The 19,889-nt window shown below is 72.5% G+C and carries 20 protein-coding genes, 1 tRNA gene and 1 pseudogene; 9 read left to right on the top strand and 13 right to left on the bottom strand.

The window, feature by feature from the left end:
• Positions 1–32 precede the first annotated feature (32 nt).
• The 5 genes from ACLF3M_RS27355 to ACLF3M_RS27335 form a co-directional block, all read right to left on the bottom strand.
• Positions 33–518, bottom strand: a complete 486-nt coding sequence (locus ACLF3M_RS27355; RefSeq protein WP_430660171.1) for a cupin domain-containing protein — start codon at positions 516–518, stop codon at positions 33–35.
• A 232-nt stretch (positions 519–750) separates the two neighbouring features.
• The gene (locus ACLF3M_RS27350) at positions 751–987 is read right to left on the bottom strand and encodes an anti-sigma factor family protein (protein ID WP_430660170.1); all 237 of its coding nucleotides are present in this window, start codon (positions 985–987) and stop codon (positions 751–753) included.
• Positions 988–1,007: 20 nt separating this feature from the next.
• The gene (locus ACLF3M_RS27345; protein WP_430660169.1) at positions 1,008–1,700 is read right to left on the bottom strand and encodes an RNA polymerase sigma factor; all 693 of its coding nucleotides are present in this window, start codon (positions 1,698–1,700) and stop codon (positions 1,008–1,010) included.
• Between the two features lie 150 nt (positions 1,701–1,850).
• Positions 1,851–3,308 carry a tetratricopeptide repeat protein gene (locus tag ACLF3M_RS27340; RefSeq protein WP_430660168.1) on the bottom strand — a complete coding sequence of 486 codons (1,458 nt, stop codon included), beginning with the start codon at positions 3,306–3,308 and terminating at the stop codon, positions 1,851–1,853.
• Positions 3,309–3,524: 216 nt separating this feature from the next.
• A complete protein-coding gene (locus ACLF3M_RS27335; protein WP_430660167.1) occupies positions 3,525–4,061 on the bottom strand; it encodes a hypothetical protein in 537 nt (178 codons plus the stop codon).
• 151 nt (positions 4,062–4,212) lie between these two features.
• Between ACLF3M_RS27335 and ACLF3M_RS27330 the strand changes: the two genes are divergently transcribed.
• Positions 4,213–4,626 carry a recombinase family protein gene (locus tag ACLF3M_RS27330; protein ID WP_430660181.1) on the top strand — a complete coding sequence of 138 codons (414 nt, stop codon included), beginning with the start codon at positions 4,213–4,215 and terminating at the stop codon, positions 4,624–4,626.
• Positions 4,554–4,739 (top strand): annotated as a pseudogene (locus tag ACLF3M_RS27325) (transposase domain-containing protein); the annotation flags it as partial. The gene ACLF3M_RS27330 and the pseudogene ACLF3M_RS27325, both read left to right, overlap by 73 nt.
• A 480-nt stretch (positions 4,740–5,219) precedes the next feature.
• Here ACLF3M_RS27325 and ACLF3M_RS27320 read toward each other — a convergent pair.
• Positions 5,220–5,309, bottom strand: a tRNA-Ser gene (locus tag ACLF3M_RS27320).
• Positions 5,310–5,569: 260 nt separating this feature from the next.
• Between ACLF3M_RS27320 and rplU the strand changes: the two genes are divergently transcribed.
• The 4 genes from rplU to ACLF3M_RS27300 all read left to right on the top strand — a co-directional run bounded on the left by rplU (position 5,570) and on the right by ACLF3M_RS27300 (position 7,604).
• Entirely contained in the window at positions 5,570–5,887 is a 318-nt protein-coding gene (rplU, locus tag ACLF3M_RS27315) for a 50S ribosomal protein L21 (RefSeq protein WP_430660166.1), read from the top strand.
• 30 nt (positions 5,888–5,917) lie between these two features.
• A complete protein-coding gene (rpmA, locus tag ACLF3M_RS27310; RefSeq protein ID WP_430660165.1) occupies positions 5,918–6,187 on the top strand; it encodes a 50S ribosomal protein L27 in 270 nt (89 codons plus the stop codon).
• Between the two features lie 66 nt (positions 6,188–6,253).
• On the top strand, positions 6,254–7,255 hold the full coding sequence (gene obgE / locus ACLF3M_RS27305; RefSeq protein WP_430660164.1) for a GTPase ObgE: 1,002 nt from the start codon (positions 6,254–6,256) through the stop codon (positions 7,253–7,255).
• 76 nt (positions 7,256–7,331) lie between these two features.
• Positions 7,332–7,604, top strand: coding sequence for a hypothetical protein (locus ACLF3M_RS27300; RefSeq protein ID WP_430660163.1), 273 nt, complete (start codon positions 7,332–7,334; stop codon positions 7,602–7,604).
• 9 nt (positions 7,605–7,613) lie between these two features.
• Here the strand turns inward: ACLF3M_RS27300 and ACLF3M_RS27295 are convergent, their stop codons facing one another.
• Together ACLF3M_RS27295 and ACLF3M_RS27290 are read right to left on the bottom strand one after the other, a co-directional pair.
• Positions 7,614–8,591, bottom strand: coding sequence for a Bug family tripartite tricarboxylate transporter substrate binding protein (locus ACLF3M_RS27295; protein ID WP_430660162.1), 978 nt, complete (start codon positions 8,589–8,591; stop codon positions 7,614–7,616).
• A gap of 71 nt (positions 8,592–8,662) precedes the next feature.
• Positions 8,663–10,126, bottom strand: coding sequence for a protein adenylyltransferase SelO (locus tag ACLF3M_RS27290; protein WP_430660161.1), 1,464 nt, complete (start codon positions 10,124–10,126; stop codon positions 8,663–8,665).
• An 80-nt stretch (positions 10,127–10,206) separates the two neighbouring features.
• On the opposite strand from ACLF3M_RS27290, the gene ACLF3M_RS27285 reads away from it, so the two are divergent.
• The 3 genes from ACLF3M_RS27285 to ACLF3M_RS27275 all read left to right on the top strand — a co-directional run bounded on the left by ACLF3M_RS27285 (position 10,207) and on the right by ACLF3M_RS27275 (position 13,375).
• Complete coding sequence (locus ACLF3M_RS27285) at positions 10,207–11,706, top strand: M81 family metallopeptidase (RefSeq protein ID WP_430660160.1); 1,500 nt, start codon at positions 10,207–10,209, stop codon at positions 11,704–11,706.
• 2 nt (positions 11,707–11,708) lie between these two features.
• Positions 11,709–12,326 carry a DUF1345 domain-containing protein gene (locus ACLF3M_RS27280; RefSeq protein WP_430660159.1) on the top strand — a complete coding sequence of 206 codons (618 nt, stop codon included), beginning with the start codon at positions 11,709–11,711 and terminating at the stop codon, positions 12,324–12,326.
• 65 nt (positions 12,327–12,391) lie between these two features.
• Positions 12,392–13,375 (top strand): Bug family tripartite tricarboxylate transporter substrate binding protein, encoded by a 984-nt coding sequence (locus ACLF3M_RS27275; protein ID WP_430660158.1) that lies wholly within the window; start codon positions 12,392–12,394, stop codon positions 13,373–13,375.
• Between the two features lie 27 nt (positions 13,376–13,402).
• Here the strand turns inward: ACLF3M_RS27275 and putA are convergent, their stop codons facing one another.
• From putA to ACLF3M_RS27250, 5 genes are all read right to left on the bottom strand, one after another.
• The gene (gene putA, locus ACLF3M_RS27270; RefSeq protein WP_430660157.1) at positions 13,403–16,801 is read right to left on the bottom strand and encodes a bifunctional proline dehydrogenase/L-glutamate gamma-semialdehyde dehydrogenase PutA; all 3,399 of its coding nucleotides are present in this window, start codon (positions 16,799–16,801) and stop codon (positions 13,403–13,405) included.
• A 206-nt stretch (positions 16,802–17,007) separates the two neighbouring features.
• Positions 17,008–17,730, bottom strand: coding sequence for an SDR family NAD(P)-dependent oxidoreductase (locus tag ACLF3M_RS27265; RefSeq protein ID WP_430660156.1), 723 nt, complete (start codon positions 17,728–17,730; stop codon positions 17,008–17,010).
• A complete protein-coding gene (locus tag ACLF3M_RS27260) occupies positions 17,714–17,923 on the bottom strand; it encodes a hypothetical protein (protein WP_430660155.1) in 210 nt (69 codons plus the stop codon). The genes ACLF3M_RS27265 and ACLF3M_RS27260 overlap by 17 nt, the downstream gene beginning before the upstream one ends.
• The gene (locus ACLF3M_RS27255; RefSeq protein ID WP_430660154.1) at positions 17,920–19,740 is read right to left on the bottom strand and encodes a Rieske 2Fe-2S domain-containing protein; all 1,821 of its coding nucleotides are present in this window, start codon (positions 19,738–19,740) and stop codon (positions 17,920–17,922) included. The genes ACLF3M_RS27260 and ACLF3M_RS27255 overlap by 4 nt, the downstream gene beginning before the upstream one ends.
• Positions 19,737–19,886, bottom strand: a complete 150-nt coding sequence (locus ACLF3M_RS27250) for a hypothetical protein (RefSeq protein WP_430660153.1) — start codon at positions 19,884–19,886, stop codon at positions 19,737–19,739. The genes ACLF3M_RS27255 and ACLF3M_RS27250 overlap by 4 nt, the downstream gene beginning before the upstream one ends.
• Positions 19,887–19,889 lie beyond the last annotated feature (3 nt).

Genomic DNA, 19,889 nt, shown 5'->3' with positions numbered 1-19,889 from the left:
GCGGAATCGTGGCGGGCGTGGCCCGCCGACCCTCACATCATGTGCGGGTCGTCCGCGACGGGGAAGAAGTCGGCGGACAGCAGCACGGCGGGACGGCTGCCGTTGTTGCGCCACCAGTGCTGCGTCGGGTTGCGCTCCACCGTCGCCTCGCCGGCGCGGTGGTCAATCGGCACGGCACAGGTGCTGGCGTATTCCGTGATCTCGCCCTCGACGATGTAGATGATGGCGGGGCGCATGCCGTGGCTGTGCCAGGGAACGACGCCGCCGGGCTGCACGACAAGGCGGCGCAGGCGCAGCAAGCGGTTCTGCACCGCGGCCGGCTCCTTCGCGAGATCGACGCTCGCGAGGACATCGTCGGTCACGCCGCGGGGCTGCGTCTCGACAGCGCGGTTGCTGTCGGCGACGACGCGGTCCGCCGGACATTCACCCGCGCGCGCGGTTGCGGGCAAGGCGGCGAAGCCTGTCGTCGCCAGCAGGGCGATCGCCGCGGGACGCGTGACCTGGAGAAGCCTGGCCATCCTGGACATGTTGTTGGATCCTTCTTCGCTGCCCGCGCCGGGAATGGCGCGGCACGGGCAGGATCGCGACCCGAAGCGCCGATCGGAAATGCCGATGCCATATCGCGGCGATGCCGGATCTCTATGCCCACGCATGGCGCGTCGCACACGTCATCCACGCATGCAGAAGGGCCGCACGCAGAAGGGCTCGATGGGCGCAAGCGAACCCGGCGGGGTGACGCAAAGGTCTGCGCTACGGTTTTCGATGCAGGCTGCGGAACAGCGCGACGGCCTGGCGTTCGCCCTCGGCGTCGTTGGCGTCGTTCGGCAGGCTGCGCAGCAGCCCCATCGTGCGGGCAAATTGCCGGAGATAGCGCCGGCAGTGCACGCAGACCGCGAGATGCGCCTGCAGCGCCACGCGCTCGCGCAGCGTCAAGCGGCCTTCCGCCTCGTCGCTCGCGCGTTCAGTGACGTCCTTGCAGTTCCACATCGCGTCCTCGTCCGGCTGGCTCAGGAGACGCCGCCGCCCTTGGGTGCGGCAGCCCCGTTGTTGAGTCCGCCGGATTGCCTCTGCGTGACATACGCCGGGTGCATGGCAGCTTCCAGCGCCGCCCGCAGCCTGGTTCGCGCACGGTGCAGCAGCACGCGCATATTGCCCTCGGTCACGCCCAGGATCCGGCACACCTCGGGCCCGTCAAGACCCTCGATGTCCCGCAGGGTCACGACGGTGCGCTGCGCTGGCGGCAGTGTCTCGAGCGCGGCGGCGAGATGCTCCAGCATCTCACGATCGCCCGCCGCCCGCTCGGGCGTGCCCTCGTCCCAATCGGATATCGGCGCGTTCCAATGGTCATCGGCGCGGAAGCGGTCGGGATCGAGGCCGGACCCGCTTTCGCCGTCCATTTCCGATTGCGCGAAATCCGAGAAGAGCAGCATGCGCCCGTCGCGCGCGGTGCGGGTGCGCGCCTTGTTGACGGCGATGCCCGCCATCCATGCGCCAAGCGGCGCCTCTCCGGTGTAGCGGTCGAGGCCGGTCAGCACCGCCACCCAGACCTCCTGCACGACCTCCTCCGCCGTGGCCCGGCTGCCGCGGCAGAAGCCGCGCACGAGGCGCAGCAGCCGGCCGTGCTGTGCGCGGACGAGCTCGGCGAAGGCGGCCTCCTCACCGGCCCGCAAGCGCGCAACCAGCGCCGCGTCGTCCGTCATCGGGCCCTCCACGACGCCGGTATGGGGGCCACCGCCCCCGGCCATGCCAAGCCTTCTCTGCCTGGCCTGCGTAGCGCCGCGACGGCCCGAGGAAAAGGAAAAGAACGGTAGGATTGCGGCTAAAGCGACGGCGGACACGTGACCGTCCCGTCAGACCCTGGCAACCATGATGATATCCGACAAGCCCATTGCCCGGCCGCGGGAAGGCGGCCGGCCGGATTGCCGCAGGGATTCCAGGCGGCGTGAACAGGCCGTTTCCCAGGCTCCGGCGCGTCGCAACGCCAGGCGCTCGTCGAACTGGGCTTCCGCCGCGTCGAGATCGCGCGCCGCCAGCGCGGCATCCAGCCCGATCCGGGCCAGGAGATCACGCTGGGCGTGGCTCCCGCCAAGCCGCTGCAGGCCCGCCCCGAGCGCCTGCAGAAGGTCAGTCGCCTCGCCTGGGTCGTCGCCTAGCGCAGCAGCGACGGCCTGCGCGACCAGCAAGCCGACGCTCGCGATTACCCGGGCCTGGCTGTCCACGTCGCGTAGGGCTCGCCCCCGCATGCCGGCCAGGAACGCTTCCAGGGCGCACTTTCGGCCGGTAGCGGCCAGGCTGAGCACGTGATGGAGGTCGGCAAAGGCCAGGCTGTGGTCGCCGATCCGGCGTTCCGCGATGTCGGCCAATTCATCCCAGCGCGCTGCCCCGACGGGCACGCGCTGCGCCTCCAGGCGCCAGAGAAGCGAGGCGGCATTGGCGACGTCGCGATACTCCTCGCTGGGCTCGTCGCGGATGCATCGGTCATAGAGCGCCAAGGCGGCGTCGCCATCGCCGAGGTGGAGGTGGCACAGTGCGGCATGCCAGGACAGGTGGCGCGCAAAGCCGCCGATTTCTGCCCGGTGCCGCTCCGCCGCAGCGAGCCAGCGCAGCCCGTCACGCGCACGGCCGTCCGTTTCGAGGACATGCGCAACGGCGTGCGCGCCCCAGACATCGGCGGGATCGCGCTCCACGGCCTCGCGGCCGATGCGCTCGGCGGCGGGATGGTCGCCGGTCTCCTCCAGCGCGAAGGCGTGGCAGCCCAGGACGAACGGAAAGGCGGCGCGATGCTCCCCGCGCCATGCCGGCAACGCGCGCTCGATGGCCAATCGCATCGCTGCGGCGTCGCCCAGCATGAAGCGGATCGCATGCGAAAGCTTCAGCGCCGCGGCGTCCAGCGGTACGGCAGCGAGCTGTGACTCCAGCCGGTCCGCCGCCACCTCCATCTCGCCGCACTCCTGCCACGCGGCGAGGGCGGAGACGAAGTGCCGTTCGCGGCTCGTGGCGCCGCGCCGCCGCATGGCCTCACGTGCCGCCGCAAGGTGACCGCCGGACACCTGCCGCGCCTCCGACCGAGCCAGCAGCATTTGCTGCAGCCCCGCGACGGCGTGGCCCATGACGCAGTCGGGATCCGCGCGCAGGAGATCCTGCAGCAAGCCCGGCAGTTCGACCCGATGGGCGAGCATCGCCAGCACAACCCGATCGAACGCGGCGCGCACGTCCGGTGTCGGGGTCATGAAGGCAAGCCCTGCGGCATCATCGTGCAGCGTCACGCGGACCGCGTGGCCACCGCGTGCGAAGACCTGAGTGCTCATCAGCTTCTCGGTTCCGGATTGCATGTGGACTCTTCGCGCGGCGCAGCTTTCCGTTACGCTGGACAGGCGTGCCTACGGTGCCGGCAGCTTTGCTGGGCTCGTTTTGGACGGACCACGCCCTGCGGCGCCGGCCGCCCGCACGGTGCCCGGTCAGCCCCTGAACGCTGCTGAGGCCGCGGGCACCTGGCCATCGTCCAGGGCTGGAACGGAGATGCCCTATTCGCGGCGCCAGGGCGCAATCCGAGCGTGAACCAGCCGGATCCAGCCGCGCCATTCGCTTCTATGCAGCACCAGGATCGCCGCGGCCACGAACAGCGTGATGACCGCCTCGGTGAACAGCACGCCTCCATCCCCATAGGGATCCACGCCAAGCGGACTCGCGAGGTGGAAGAATATCGCGCCGGCCATAGTCATGAACGACAGCGCTGCGCCAGGGACTCGGGTCCAAGGCAGCAGCACGAGCACGGCCGCGATGATCTCCTGACTACCGACGAAGAGTCGGAAGGGCTTCTCTCCGCCGGGTGTGCCGAGCCAGTCCGACAGGATCGTGAAGAGATGAACGGAGCCCTCGTCTCCGGTCAGCTTGAACTGCTCATAATAGCCGAACTCCCAAGCAATCCAGCCGGCACCAAGCCAGGAGAGGATGCGCGCCCAGCGTGGCAGCGCCGCCATGCCCGCGGCACCGACAGGTGAAGCGCCGGGCGGCGCGAGCCTCGCTTCCGCTTCGGACTTGGAGATTAGGCTGCTGCTCATCGCTGTCGTTCCCGCCTCGGCCGGCGTGCCCTACGCATCGCCGGTTGTCGAAGGCTATGTCCATCCTGTGGCGCCGGCGTTACGCGCTACGCCAACAACACGCCATGCGAGGTGACTGACAGCGGTGGCCCCGTGTCGGGGCCCACCTTAGCTGCGGATAATCGCTCGCGTCTCGACGCGCTGCCGGCGGCTTGGCGCGGTGCTGGTGGTGGCGCGGCGGGATCGGATCACGCGCTGGGCTCACACGCTGTCGCAGCTGTTCGAAGACCGCGTCTCGCTCCGGGCGGCCGACATGCCCGATGCGGACGATCTGATGATGTGGGTCCACGCGGCCATGGCGCAGAAGGAGCGCGAGCTGATCAGCGAGCGGACACGGGCCGCGCTGGCCATGGCATTTATCCCGTTGCCCGGCACCACCGCCTCGGCGGGCGTGCCCGCCGCAAGCGTAGCGCCTTCGGGCGGACTGCCCGGGAGAACGGTCATGGCACCGACCTGTTCGCCGGATCGCTCGCGGGCGGCAGGCGTGCAGCGATCATCTACACCCTTGTCGGCACCGCAGAACTGAACGGCTGGGACCCGCAGGTCTACCTGCGCTTGCTGCTCGACCGCATCGCCGACCACCCGATCAACCGCATCGGCGATCTCGCGCCCTGGAACCTACGGCCCGACGCAGACTGAACCGAGGCAAGGCCAGCAGGCCATAGTCGTCAGTGCACGCTTACGCTTGAAGTGGTCGCCCTGGGAGTGCGGAACAGCAATTAGTATGCGAACCAAATGTAGCGCGCCGCACCTAGGTAATCCGCTTTTCCAGCGTTCTGGGGCTCCATATCAAGAGCGGCCTGGTCAGGTCCGGAGAAAACCATGCCTCCAGAGACGAAACAGTTGCCTTGCGGGAATGCCCGGTCAACACGCCGTTCCCAAACGGCGCACGCAACCTGCCACTCAGCGCGGCGCTCGGCCTGGCGGAGAGCACGGCTCTCATGGGAACTGGCGGGCCAAGCGCGATTCGTACCGAAAGTACGCGCTGAGCCGAACCGCTCAGAACGGCTCAAGCACCTCGCTGTTGTTTGTGCTCGCCAGCAGCCGCCGAGAGAAGTGGGGAAAGAACTGCGGATCTAAGCCGCCGAGGCCGCTAAGGTGCTGATCGAATTGTTGGAATGGCGGAGAGGGTGGGATTCGAACCCACGGTCCGCTTTCACGGACTTCGGTTTTCGAGACCGACGCGATCGACCACTCTGCCACCTCTCCGCAGCGTGGGCGCCGCCCTATAGAAGCGCCGGGGCCCGCTGGCAACACGTCGCGCGGGCGCGCGCCGCCGGGCCACGGGCCATGACGGCACAGCGTTGACTCCCAGCCCGCCCGGCCGCTATACGCCCCCTCCTCCGGCGGGCCACGTGGCAGCCGGCGGTTGCACTTGGCCGCGACCCGGCCCGGGACAACCACCGATCACCCGGGCCCAAAGCCCAGACCGACCCCAGCACCGGACCCCGAAAGCCCGAGCGCGAGCAATGACCTACGCAGTGATCCGCACCGGCGGCAAGCAGTACCGCGTCACCCCCGACGCCGTGCTCACCGTCGAGAAGCTCGAGGCTGAGCCCGGCGCCACCATCACCTTCCACGACGTCCTCGCCATCGGCACCGATGCCGGCCTGACTGTCGGCGCGCCGACCGTCCCGGGCGCCAAGGTCACCGCCACCGTGGTCGAGCAGACCCGCGCCGACACCGTGATCATCTTCAAGAAGCGCCGCCGGCAGAACAGCCGCCGGAAGAATGGCCACCGCCAGCACCAGACCGTGCTCAAGATCGCCGAGATCGCGGCGGCCTGAGCGAGACGAGCTGAGAGAGAGCACCCCACCATGGCACACAAGAAGGCAGGCGGCTCTTCGCGCAACGGGCGCGACTCCGCGGGCAAGCGCCTCGGCGTGAAGCTGTATGGCGGCCAGGTCGTGAAGGCCGGCAACATCATCGTCACCCAGCGCGGCACCAAGATGCGCCCGGGCACCAATGTGCTCGTCGGCCGCACCCATTCGCTGCACGCCACCGTAGACGGCCACGTCAAGTTCGAGCGCAAGGCCGAAGGCCGCGTGCACGTCTCCGTCGTGCCGCTGCCGGCCGCAGCCGAGTAACCCTTCCGCCCGCGCGGACGCTGGACGGGGGCCCCACGGCCCCCGTTCGTGTTTTCAGGCCCACAGATGAAATTCCTCGACGAGGCCAAGGTCCATCTCAAGGCCGGTGACGGCGGCGACGGCGTCGTCGCCTTCCGGCGCGAGAAATACATCGAGTTCGGCGGTCCCGACGGTGGCAATGGCGGCAAGGGCGGCGACGTGGTGGTGGAAGCCGTGGACGGCCTCAACACCCTGATCGACTACCGCTACACCCAGCACTTCAAGGCCCGGAAGGGCGGCAACGGCGCCGGCAGCGACCGCACCGGCGGCGCGTCCGAGGACGTCGTGCTCAAGGTCCCCGTCGGCACCCAGATCCTCGCCGACGACAAGGAGACGCTGCTGGCGGACCTCACGCAGGTCGGCCAGCGCGTAGTGCTCTGCCATGGCGGCGATGGCGGCCGCGGCAACGCGCACTACAAGACCTCCACCAACCGCGCCCCGCGCCGCGCGGACAAGGGCTACCCCGGCGAGGAACGCGCGGTCTGGCTGCGCCTGAAGCTGATCGCCGATGCCGGCCTGGTCGGGCTGCCGAATGCCGGCAAGTCCACCTTCCTCGCCGCCGTCTCGGCCGCGCGGCCGAAGATCGCCGACTACCCCTTCACCACGCTGCATCCGCAGCTCGGTGTCGTCCGGCCTGACGCCTCCACCGAGTTCGTGCTGGCCGACATCCCCGGCCTGATCGAGGGCGCGCACGAGGGGGCGGGCCTCGGCGACCGCTTCCTCGGCCATGTCGAGCGCTGCGCGGTGCTGCTGCACCTCGTCGACGGGACCCAAGCCGACCCCGCCGGTGCCTACCACACCGTCCGCGCCGAGCTCGAGGGGTATGGCGGCGGCCTGGCCGACAAGCCGGAGATCGTGGCGCTCAACAAGACGGATTCCATGACCCCGCAGGCCAGGGCGTCCCGGCTGAAGGCGCTGTCCCGGGCGGCCGGCCGCCCGGCGCTGCTCCTCTCCGGCGCGACCGGGGAAGGCGTTCCGGAGGTGCTGCGGGCGCTTGCCGCGACCGTCATGGAAGCCCGCCGGCGCTGAAACCGGACACGCCTCGCGCTTCCGCGAGGCGCCGGCGAGGGCTACAACCACGGAACGTCCAGCGGAGTCCCGCGTCATGCGCCGTTTCGCCCTGTCCGCCAGCCTAGCCATCGCGGCCTGCGCGGCCGAGCCCCCGCCCAGGGCCGCGGCGCCCGCCGCCGGCCAGCCCGCGACGCCGGTCAGCGCCCAGGCCCCGCGCCCGCAGGGCACGCCCGCCCAGCAGCTGATCCAGGAATACCGGCAGGGACCGATGGCGGGCTCCGGCGGCATGCCGGGCCGCCAGGGCCTCGAGCCGCCGCGCGACGACTTCGACATCGGCGCGACGGGGCAGCTGCCCGGCGGGCTGTAGCCCCGCCGCCTACTCCAGCTTCAGGTCGAGCTCGCGGATCTTCCGGCCCCAGAAGGCATTCTCCTCCCGCACGGTCAGGAACCAGGCGTCGCGCGGGCGGACCGGCGCGGGCTCCAGCCCGTCCTGTTCGAGCCGGCCGGAGAAGCGCGGAGAGGAAGCGGCCTGGCGGGCGGCGTTCTCCAGCCGCGCCATCGTCTCGGACGGCGTGCCGGACGGCGCGAAGACCCCGTGCCAGCCCGTGATGGTCACGCCGGGCAGCCCGCCCTGTTCCAGCGTCGGCACATCGGGGATAGCGGGCATGCGCCGGTCGCCGGTGACCGCCAGCGCGCGCAGCCGCCCCTCCCGCGCCAGCTGGATGGCCGGCGGTGGCGAGGAGAAGTTCATCGTGATCCGCCCCGCCACCACGTCGAGCAGCGCCGGGCCGGTGCCGCGATACGGGATGTGCTCCATCTCGATCCCGACGGCGTCGGCGAAGAGCACGCCAGCGAGGTGGTTCGCGTTGCCGACCCCGCCCGAGGAATAGGTCAGCTCGCCCTTCGGACGGCTACGGGCATAGGCGATGAGTTCCTGCAGCGTGTTGATCGGCAGCCGCGGATCGATCACCAGCACGTACTGGTAGGACGTGACCTGCGCGACGGGCGCCAGCGCCGTCATCAGATTGGGCTCGCCGCGATGGACGTTGGGGTTCACCACGAGGTTGGTGGAGACCGCGAAGAGCAGCGTCGTGCCGTCCGGCCGCGCCCGCGCGACGGAGACCGAGCCGATATGGCCGGCCGCGCCGCCGCGGTTCTCCACCACCACGGTCTGGCCGCCCAGCGCCTCGCTGAAGGCCTGGCCGAATTCGCGCGCGGTCAGGTCGGTGCCGCCGCCCGGGGCATAGGGCACGACGAGGGTGATCGTGCCGCGGGACTGGGCCTGGGCGCGGCCGATCATCGGCACGGCGAGCGCAGCACCCAGCAGGGCGCGGCGCGGGGTCGCGATGGTCATGGGCGTCTCCTCAACCGGTCGCGCGCTGATGCGGCAAACCGCGTCCTGTCGCAAGCCAGAACGACGACGCCTCAGGTTCCGCAGAAGGTCTGCGCCACCACTTCCTCGGCCTGCGGCGGCTTCGCGTAGTCCGCCGCGCCGGGCTGGTCGTCGAAGGGGCGGGCGAGGACGGCCATCAGCGCCTCGAAGGGCGCATAATCCTCGCGCTCCACCGCCGCGGCGATCACGCGCTCCACCTGGTGGTTGCGCGGAATGAAGGCGGGGTTTTCCGCGCACATCGCATCTCGCCGCGCCGACGGCGCCATTGGCTCGGCGGCCAGGCGCTCGCGCCAGCGCGGCGCCCAGGCGTCGAAGGCGGCGGGGTCGGCGAACCGGTCGCGCACCGCCACGTCGCCCGCCACCGCATCGGCCAGGCCGCGGAAGGTCAGGGTGAAGTCGGCCTGGTTGTCGGCCATGCGCTGCAGCAGATCCTCGATCAGCGCCTCGTCGCCGTCCCGCACCTCCTGCAGGCCGATCTTACGGCCGAGCCCGGCGCGCCAGGCCGCGTCGAAGCGCGGCGCGAAGCCCGCCAGGATCTCCTGCGCGATCGCGACGGCGGCATCCTGGTCGTCGGCCAGCAGCGGCAGCAGGCACTCCGCCAGCCGCGTCAGGTTCCACAGCGCAATGCGCGGCTGGTTGCCGAAGGCGTAGCGCCCGCCATGGTCGATCGAGCTGTAGACCTGCATGGGGTGGAAGGCGTCCATGAAGGCGCAGGGGCCGTAGTCGATGGTCTCGCCGGAGATCGCGGTGTTGTCGGTGTTCATCACGCCATGGATGAAGCCGACCAGCATCCAGCGCGCAATGAGGTCCGCCTGCGCCGCGACGACGCGCGCCAGGAATTCGCGATACGGGGCCGCAGCCGCCGCCGCGTCGGGGTAGTGGCGCGCGATGGCGTGGTCCGCCAGCGCCTTCACGCCGTCGGCGTCGCCGCGCGCGGCGAAGAACTGGAAGGTGCCGACGCGGATGTGGCTGGAGGCCACGCGCGCCAGCACCGCGCCGGGCAGCGCGACCTCGCGGAAGACCCAGTCGCCGGTCGTCACCGCGGCCAGCGCGCGCGTGGTCGGGATGCCAAGCGCCGCCATCGCCTCGCTGACGATGAACTCCCGCAGCACGGGCCCGAGCGCCGCGCGGCCGTCGCCGCGGCGGGAGAACGGCGTCGGCCCGGATCCCTTGAGCTGGATGTCGCGCCGGACGCCGTCGCGGTCCACGACCTCGCCGAGCAGGATCGCGCGCCCGTCGCCGAGCTGCGGCGTGAAGCCGCCGAACTGGTGGCCCGCATAGGCCTGCGCGATCGGGTCCGCGCCGTCCGGCACGCGGTTGCCCGCGATGACCGCGACGCCTTCTTCCGACGCGAGCCAGTCCGGATCGATGCCGAGCTGGCGCGCGAGCGGCGCGTTCACCCGGATCAGCCTGGGCGCGGAGACCGGTGTCGGCGGCAGGCGCGCATAGAAGCGCTGGGGCAGGCGGGCATAGGAGTTGTCGAAGGCCAAGGACATGGCGTGGAGATCGGGGCTCCGGGGGGTCGGGACAAGGCCGCGCGGCTGCCTTAGCCTTCGCGCTTCCGAGGGACCACGAGATGCGCATCGCCGTCCTGCAGTTCACGCATGAGACCGTCACCTTCCTCCCCAACGACACCACGCGGGAGGACTTCATCTACCCGGGCTCGCCGGCGGCCGGCGAGGCGCTGCTCGCCACGGATCCGAAGGGCTACATGGGCGGCTTCGTGCAGGTCGCGCGGGAATGGCCCGATGTCGAACTGGTCGGCATCGAATCGCCGCTCTGGCCGAGGACCGGCACGGGATCGGGCTGGATCACGCAGGACGCCTTCGAGCATTTCCTCGGCCGCCAGGTCGAGGCGCTGAGGGCGGAGGGTTCCTTCGACGGCGCCTATCTCGCGCTGCATGGCGCGATGGGCGTGCGCGGCGTGCCGCGCCCGGAAGCCGAGATCGCGCGCCGCGTCCGCGCCGTGCTCGGCCCGAGCGCGCGCATCGCCGGCACCTTCGACCCGCATGGCAACGAGGATGCGGAATTCCTCCGCCACGCCGACCTTGCCTTCTGCGTGAAGTACTTCCCGCATTACGACATGCACCTGCAGGGCGAGCGCGCGGCGCGCATGCTGGTCCGCGCGATCCGCGGCGATTTCTCGCCCGTCACGCGCACCATCAAGGTGCCAATCCTCGCGCCGACGGTGCTGATGTGGACCGGCGCCTCGCCCTGGTCCGACCTGGTGCAGCGCGCCCTGGTGTGGGAGGCGCGGGAGCCCGACGTCTTCGTCAATGTCTTCTTCGGCTTCCCCTGGTCGGACGTGCCCGACGCCGGCATGTGCATCCAGGTCACGACGAACGGCGATCCGACGCTTGCCGACCGGGTGTCGCGCGACATGGCGGGCTGGACCTGGCGGCGTCGCGACGACCTGCTGCGCGGGACGACCGTGCACCGCATGGCCGAGGGCGTGGCGCTCGCGAAGCAGGCCATCGCGGAAGGCCGCAAGCCCGTGGTGCTCGGTGACCATTCCGACCGCTCCGGCGCCGCGACCTGGCTCCTGCGGGAGGTCATGGCGCAGGGCCTGTCGCGCACGCTGATCGCGACGATCGCGGATGCGGAGGCCACGGCCGCCGCGCTCGCGCTCGAGCCCGGCGAGGCCTTCGAGAGAGAGGTCGGCGGCAGGCTCGACGTCTCCGCCGGCGCGCCGGTCCGCATCGCCGGGCGCGTCATGGGCCAGGCGCACAACCCCATGCCGCGTGCCATGGGCGGCGGGCAGAGCTGGGCCATGGTCGAATTCGGCGAAGGCAACGTCCTGGTCCTCAGCCCCTATCTCGCCCAGGTCATCGAGACGGAGCAGCTGACCGCGCTCGGCCTGGATCTCTCGCGCTTCGATGCGATCGCGCTGAAGTCGCGCGTGCATTTCCGCCGCGGCTTCGACGACAGCGGCTTCGCGCCGACCATCCTGCTGGTGGAGCCGGACGAGCCCTTCCTCGGCACCGTGCGGCTGGACGCGCTGCCCTACCGGCATCTGCGCGTCGCCGGCTTCCACCCCTATGGCAGCCCGGCCGATCCGCTGGCGCAGGCGGGATAGACGTGCTGCGACACCGCCCCCGTCTCGCGGCGTCCGCGGCGCTCGGCCTCTGCGCCGCGCTGGGCGCGGGGCTGGCCGGGCTCGCGCTGCCGCTCGCGATCCTGCTGGGCTGGTGCTGCGCAGCCGCGGCGTGGCTGGCGCTGATCCTGCCACTGATGCTGCGCATCGGCCCGCAGTCGCTGCGCGCGCGCACCGCGGCGCTTGACGAGGGGGCATGGGTGATCCTGGCGGCGACGGTCTCGGCGGCGCTGTTCTCGCTGATGTCGGTCATCTGGGCGCTGGCCGACGCGCCGTCGCCCGTGCCGCCCTACGTCGTCGCGCTCGGCCTCGGCACGGTGCTGCTGAGCTGGCTCTTCGTGCATGTGCTCTTCGCCGTGCATTATGCGCATGAGCATTGCCGGAGCGGCGAAGGCATCGCCTTTCCTGGCAATGAGGATCCGGACTTCGCGGAGTTCCTCTACTTCGCCTTCACCATCGGCATGACGTTCCAGGTCTCCGACGCCACCACCACGACGCCGAGGGTGCGGCGGCTGGTCGTGGTGCACGGGCTGGTGTCCTTCCTGTTCAACGCGGTGATCCTGGGCGCCGCGGTCAACCTGGCGGCCGCCCTGGCGCGCTGACGCCGGGCCCTTGCGCGGCCGGGCCCTTGCCTGCACATCCCCGCGGCGACCCGCCGGAGACGACGATGAACCGCCGCGCCCTGATCGCCGCGCCCGCCCTGCTCGCCTGGCCGGCCGCGCCGCGCGCGCAGCAGGCCGCCGCCACCCCGTGGCCCGACCGGCCGGTGCGCATCCTCGTGCCTTTCGCGCCGGGCGGGAACACCGACGGGCTCGCGCGGCTGTCGGCCGAGCTGCTGCAGGAAGCGCTGCCGGGTTCGAGCTTCGTCGTGGAGAACCGCACCGGCGCCGGCGGACTGCTGGCGGCCGAGCAGATGGTGCGCGCCGCACCGGACGGGCATGTCCTGATGATGGTGGCCGTCGCGGTGCTGGCGGTGGCGCCGTTCGCCATGGCGCAGCCGCCGCGCTTCGATCCCGTCGCCGACGTCACGGCGATCGTCAACCTCGGCACCAACCCCTTCGTGCTGCTGACGCATCGCAGCGTGGAGGCGACCGACCTCGCTTCGCTGATCGCCTGGATGCGCGCGCGCAGCGGGCACTTCGCCTATGCCTCCGGCGGCGTCGGCAGCTTCCAGCACCTGACCATGGCGCTGCTGCTGCAACGGCTCGGCGTGCAGGCGGAGCACGTGCCCTATCGCGGCGGCGCTCCGGCGCTGGCCGACGTCATCGCGGGCAACGCGCCGATCATGTTCGCCAACCTGTCGGAAGCGGTGCCGCATGCGAGCAACCCCGCGGTGCGGCTGCACGGCGTGTCCTCCCTGATGCCGAGCCCGCAACTGCCGGGCGTGCCGCCGATCGCCACCGAGGTGCCGGGCTTCGAGACGATCACCTGGAACGGACTGATGGGCCCGCGCGGCATGCCGCCGGCGCTCGTTGCCCGCATCCACGGCATCATCGCCGCGGCGCTGCAACGCCCCGCGGTGCAGGACCGCATGCAGCGCATCGGCGCCGACCCGCTGGGCGAGGGACCGGAGGCCTTCGCGGCGCGCCTGCGCGCCGACGTCGCGCGATGGAACGAGGTGGTGCGGGTGGCAGGGATAAGGCTGGAGTAGGCCTCGGCGTGCTGCGGCGCGGCGGGGTCACGCGGCTTCCGCGAGCAGCGCGACGTTGCCGCCGGCCGAGGTGGTGTCCACCGAGAGCGTGCGTTCGCGCACCAGCATCGCGGGGTCGGGCGCGCCGACCAGCAGCGGCACGATCGCGCCGTCCCGCGCGGCCAGTGCGATCGCGACGTCGCGCAGGCCGTCCAGGTCCTCGCCGGCCAGCACGGCATCGAGCGACGGATCGGCCAGCGCCGCGCCGCGGTCGGACCAGCCGGCCAGGGCCATGGCGGGTCCGAGCGCCGCGCGCAACGCCGCGACCTCGGCCGCGGGCACGACCGCGACATTCCCGAGCGCGCCGGCCGCGCGCGCCTGCGCCGCGATGTCGGGCCCGAGGCAGAGCACGCGTCCGCGCGGATGCAGCGCCAGGCTGTTCGCCTCGCCCGCCGGTCCCGGCAGCACGCCGTCGATCCCCTCGACCGGCCGCGCATCCCGCTGGAAGCGCCGGAGATAGAGCGGCCCGCCCGCCTTCGGCCCGGTGCCCGAGAGCCCCTCGCCGCCGAAGGGCTGCGCACCGACCACGGCGCCGATCTGGTTGCGGTTCACGTAGAGGTTGCCGACGCGCGCATGCTCGACGACGGAGCGCACGCGCTCCTCCACGCGCGTGTGCAGGCCCATGGTCAGCCCGTAGCCCAGTGCGTTGATGCGCACGACGAGTCCGGGCAGCTCCGCGGCGTCGAAGGTGACGACATGCACGACCGGGCCGAACACCTCCTCCGGCAGGTCCTCCACGCGGTCGAGACGGATCAGCGCGGGGCCGAGGAAGTGCCCGCCGGCCGGCGCGCGGAGCCATTCCAGCACCCGGCCGCCGGCTTCGTGCCGCCGGATATGCGCCGCGACGCGTTCGCGCGCTTCCGCGTCGATCATCGGGCCGACATCGGTGCTGAACGCCCAGGGATCGCCGATCGCGAGCTCGCGCATCGCGCCGCGCAGCATGGCCAGCATCGGCTCCGCGACGTCCTCCTGCAGGCAGAGCAGCCGCAGAGCGGAGCAGCGCTGCCCGGCCGACTGGAAGCCCGAGGCCAGCGCGTCGCGCACCACCTGCTCGGGCAGGGCGGTGCTGTCCACGATCATGGCGTTGACGCCGCCGGTCTCGGCGATCAGCGGCGTGCCGGGGGCGAGATGCGCGGCCATCCCGCGCTCGATCGCCTTCGCCGCCGCCATCGAGCCGGTGAAGGCGACGACGCCAATGCGCGGGTCGGCGAGCACGGCCGCGCCGAGCATCGGCCCGTCCCCCGCCAGCAGGTGAAGCGCGTCGCGCGGCACGCCGGCTTCGTGCAGCAGCGCCACGGCGCGCGCGGCGATCAGCGGCGTCTGCTCGGCGGGCTTGGCCAGCACCGCGTTGCCCGTCACCAGCGCCGCCGCGACCTGCCCCGTGAAGATCGCGAGCGGGAAGTTCCAGGGCGAGACGCAGAAGGCGACGCCGCGCGGCGTGCCCGGTACGCCCTCGGCGGCGTAGTGGCGCAGGAAATCCACGGCCTCGCGCAGCTCGGCGACCGCGTCGGCGCGCGTCTTGCCGGCCTCCCGCACGGCGAGCGCCATCAGCTCGGGCGCCTGCGCCTCGAACAGGTCGGCGGCGCGGAAGAGCGCATCGGCGCGCGCCGCGACGGGCAGCGCGGCCCAGCCGGGCGCGGCGGCCGCGGCGGCGTCCAGCGCGGCGCGCGCGGCCGCCGCATCCGCCTCCATCACCGTGCCGACGACGTCGCGCGGATCGGCGGGATTGCGGAGCGGCGTGCCGGACCCGGCGGCGCCAACGGTCCAGCTGGCATGCCGCCACGGCGCCATCGCCCGTTCCAGGGCCTCGGCCTCGGAAGGCTCGTTCAGGTTCCAGCCCGACGAATTCCGCCGCTCCGCGCCATAGAGCGCCGCCGGCAGCGCGACGCGGGGATGCGGCGTGCCGCCATCCTCGCGCGCCTCCGCCACGGGATCGCCGACCGCTGCCTCCACCGGCACGCGGGGATCCAGCACGCGATGCACGAAGGAGGAATTGGCGCCGTTCTCCAGCAGCCGGCGCACCAGATAGGCCAGCAGGTCGCGATGCACGCCGACCGGGGCATAGATGCGGCAGCGCGTGCCGTGCCGGCGGCGCAACTCGGCGTGCAGCGCCTCGCCCATGCCGTGCAGGCGCTGGAACTCGTAGCCCTCGGTGTCGCCGCCGGCCATCTCCACGACGCTGGCCGCGCTGTGCGCGTTGTGCGTGGCGAATTGCGGGTAGAGCCGCGCGCGCGCGCCCAGCAGCCGCTTCGCGCAGGCTAGCCAGGAGACGTCGGTATGCGCCTTCCGCGTGAAGACGGGAAAGCCCGCCAGGCCGAGCGTTTGGGCGTGCTTGATCTCGCTGTCCCAGTAGGCGCCCTTGACCAGCCGCACCATCAGCCGCCGGTCGAGCGTCGTCGCCGTCTCTTCCAGCCAGTCGATGACGGCCGGCGCGCGCTTGCCATAGGCCTGCACCACCACGCCGAAGCCGTCCCAGCCGGCCAGGCCGGGATCGCGCAAGACGGCCTCGATCACGTCGAGCGAGAGCTCGAGCCGGTCCTGCTCCTCGGCGTCCACGTTGAGCCCGATCCCCGCCTGGCGCGCAACGAGCGCGAGGCCGAGCAGGCGCGGGACCAGCTCGTCCATGACGCGGGCGCGCTGCGCCGTCTCGTAGCGCGGATGGAGCGCGGAGAGCTTGACCGAGAGGCCCGGGTTGGTGCGGACGGAATTGCCCCGCGCCTGCGCGGCGACGGCGTCGAGCGCGGCGGCATAGGCCCGGCGGTAGCGCTCCGCATCCGCCGCGGTGCGCGCCGCCTCGCCGAGCATGTCGTAGGAGAAGGTGTAGCCCTCCGCCTCGCGGGGGGCGGCGACGGCGATCGCGTCCTCGATGTCGTGGCCGAGCACGAACTGCTCGCCCAGCAGCCGCATCGCCTGCGCCACGGCGGTGCGGACCACCGGCTCGCCAAGCCTGCGCAGCAGCCGCCGCGCCGCGCCGGTCACGTCCATGCCGGGCTCGCCCAGCACGCGCCCGGTCAGCATCAGCGCCCAGGTCGAGGCATTCACCAGCGGAGAGGCGGACCGGCCGAGATGGCGCGACCAGTCGGCGCCGGCGATCTTGTCGCGGATCAGCGCATCGGCCGTGGCGTTGTCCGGCACGCGCAGCAGCGCCTCCGCCAGGCACATCAGCGCGACGCCTTCCTCGGTGGACAGCCCGTATTCCGCCAGGAAGGTCTCGAGCATGCCCGGACGCGCCGCGCCGCGGAGGTGGCGCACCAGGCCAGCAGCCTCGGTCGCGACGCGCGCGGCGGCCTCCGCCGGCAGCGCCGCCGCATCGGCCAGCGCGAGCACGAGCGGGGCCTCCGCCGGCGCCACCGGGCCGAGCCGTGCCGCGGACGGGGCGGTCGGCATGACCGGGCCTAGTCCTTGGGCTCGTCGAGGAAGCGGCCGGCCGAGAGTTCGAAGGGGATGACGGGCATCGGAGGGCTCCCCGGAGTGGGTGAAATACTATCGTGAATGGATATGCTCCCGCCGGGTAGCTGTCGCGGATGTGTTTCGCCGGCAACGCCTCCGGTTCCTCGACCTTGGCGTCCCGCGCGCGGCGGTGACGCCGGGTATCAGCCGCGCGCGGTGACCGGGAGCAGCGCGCCGGTGATGCCGGAGGCCGCGTCCGACAGCAGGAAGGCGGCGGCCTCCGCGATCTGCGACGGGGCCACCCAGCCGGATGTATCGGCGCCGGGCATCGCGGCGCGGTTCTGCGGCGTGTCGAGCGTGCCGGGCAGCAGCGCGTTGACCCGCAGGCCCGTCGGCTTCAGCTCCTCGGCATAGGCTTCCACCAGACGCAGCACGCCCGCCTTGGAGGCGCTGTAGGCCGCGAGCCCCGCCGGCGCGCGCAGCGCGGCCATGGCGCCGGTCGCCACCAGGCTGCCGCGCCCGCGCGGCCGCATCACCGCGATCGCCGCGCGGAACAGGTTCGCCGTGGTCAGCAGGTTCAGGCGGAACATCCGCTCGAACAGGGCCGCATCGCCCGCTTCGATCGGTGCGGCGTCGAAGCCGCCGACCGTGTGCACCACGCCGTCGAGCCGCCCGAAGCGCGCGATGGCCTCGGCCGCCGCGCGGTCGCAATCCGCTGTCTCGCCGAGGTCCAGGCCGGGCAGCGCGACGTGGCGGCCGGGCTCCGGCAGGCCGGCGAGCATCGCCTCGAGCGGCGCCGCGACGCGGTCGAGCGCGATCACCGCCGTCCCGCGCGCGGCCAGGATCGCCGAGACCGCGCGGCCGAGATTGCCGGCCGCGCCGGTCACCAGCGCAACCGCCGGCATGCGCTCATCCATGTCCACCATCCCCTTCCTCCGTCCCTGTGCCGTCGTCACCGTCGATCGCGCGGCCGAGCAGGCCGAGCGCGAGCAGGCAAAGCACGCATCGCAGCAGGAATTCGGTGCCCGCGGGCGCGAGCAGGTCCACCGCGAGGCCCGAGGCGACCCAGGCCGGCCAGCAGGCCACGAGCGCCGCCAGGGTCAGCAGCCTCGACCTCATGGCCGCGCAGCCCGGAAGACGAGGATATCGCCGAGCCGCTCCACCTCGCCCTCCAGCGTGACGCGCCGCCCGACGAGGTCGCGGAAGGCCGGCAGCGCCGGCCCGCCGGCGGCATCGCCGAGCAGCAGGAAGCCGTGGCCCGCGACCGGGCGGCTCGGGACGAAGACCGCCGGCAGCTCGCCGTCCAGGCAAAGCGTCGCGCAGGCGCGGTGCCCGATGCCGGTGCCCGGCCGCATGCCGCCGGCGGCGCATTTGCCGTCGCAGATCTCGCCCTGGAGGCGCCAGCGGCCGAGCGGCACCGGCGCCGGGACGGCCGGGCCTGGCGTGTCCGCCACCGGCTTGAGGGGCTCGCCGGCGACCAGCATCTCGATCGTGCCGCGGCGCAGGACGAAGCCCTCCGCCGAGACCAGCCGCCCGTGCAGCGCCCGCGCGTCCGGCTGCGCGCCGAGCTTGCCGTCGCGGGCCAGCAGCAGGGTGCGGCTGCGCCCGCCCGGCGTCTCCGCGGGCAGGTGCAGCAGCGGATAGGGGCCGTCGAGCAGCACGCCGCGCAGTGCGGCCGGGGCGGGAAGGTCGGGCAGCACAGCCTCGCCCGGGACCGTGGCAAAGGTGGGGCCCGCCGCATCGCCCGCCGTCGCGCCGAGCACGACGCCGAGCGCCGGCATGCCGAGCGCGAAGCCCAGCGCCGCCAGCAGCACGACGCGGCGCAGCGCGGGATCGAGGGAACGGGCCCAGCCGATGAAGAAGGGCTCCGGCGCGGCGGCGCCGGCGGGCGGCAGTGGCAGTGCAAGCGCCAGCGGCTCCACCCGCGTCCCCGGCGGGTTCGGGCGCGGGTCGAGCAGCAGGCGGTCGCCGGCAAGCGCCAGCCGGTAGGTCGCGAGCTTCTCGGTGTAGGGCGGCGGTGCGCAGCCATCCTCCGGGCGGTACTGGAAGCCGTGCCAGGGGCAGGTGATGCAGCCATCCACGATCCGGCCCTCGCCGAGCGGGCCGTTCTGGTGCGCGCAGAGATTGGTCACGGCGGAAAGCCGGTTCCCGTGGCGGAAGATCGCCACCGCCTCGCCGCCCTCTGGCCGGACGACGATGGCGCGACCTTCCGGCACAGCGGCGGCGGGCCCGGCGTCCACCCAGGGCGTGCCCGCCACGGCCGCGTCGCCGGCGCGGCCGCGCCAGGCAGCGGCGAGATGCAACGCCGCAACGCCGAGCGCGGCCCCGACCACGACAGCCGCCAGCACCGGGCTCGCGCCGTCCTGCAGCGCGCCGAAGGCGACATGCGCGACGACCAGCGCATAGGCCGGGTAGATCGCCATGTGCAGCGCCTTCCAGCCCGGCGGCCCGAGGAGGGAGAGCCAGGCGTCATGGCTCGTCGCCGCCAGCGCAAAGAGGATCAGCAGGGCGAGCAGGCCGAGCGAGACGAAGGGCAGCCCCGGCGCTGCGCCGGGCACCGGCTCGCTCGACAGCATCGCCACCAGCGGCGGCGTCGGGCTGTAGGCGAAGTGCCAGCCCAGCACCTCGATCGCGTGCGACAGCGCGACGAGGAAGGTCACGACGCCGAGATGGCGACGGTTGTAGAGCAGCGGCAGCAGCCGCGGATCGAGCCGCGCCAGCGGCCCGATCACCAGCGCCAGCGTCAGCAGCAGGAAGGCGCAGCTCCCATAGGCCTTCATGGCGAGGCTCTGGCCGTCCAGCGCCTGGTCCGGATCGCCGAGGCGGGGCGCCAGATGCAGGAATGCCAGGATGTAGCCGGCGACGCCCGCGGCTAGGACCAGGTCGTAGATGCGCTTGGCCGGCGTCCAGCTGACCGGGAGGAGGCGCGCGCTCATGCCGGACGCTCCGGCGCGGCGATGCGCCGCGGCGCTTCCTCCGGTGGCGGGCGCCCGGTAGCGAAGGCCGCGATCAGCAGCGCTGGCAGCAGCGCCGCCAGCAGCAACCAGGCCAGCCAATGCGCCCGCCGGTGCCGGAGCCGCATGCG

The sequence above is a fragment of the Falsiroseomonas sp. HW251 genome, assembly GCF_050563545.1.
Classification (GTDB): Bacteria; Pseudomonadota; Alphaproteobacteria; order Acetobacterales; family Acetobacteraceae; genus Falsiroseomonas.
This window is presented reverse-complemented; position numbering and strand designations above follow the sequence as displayed.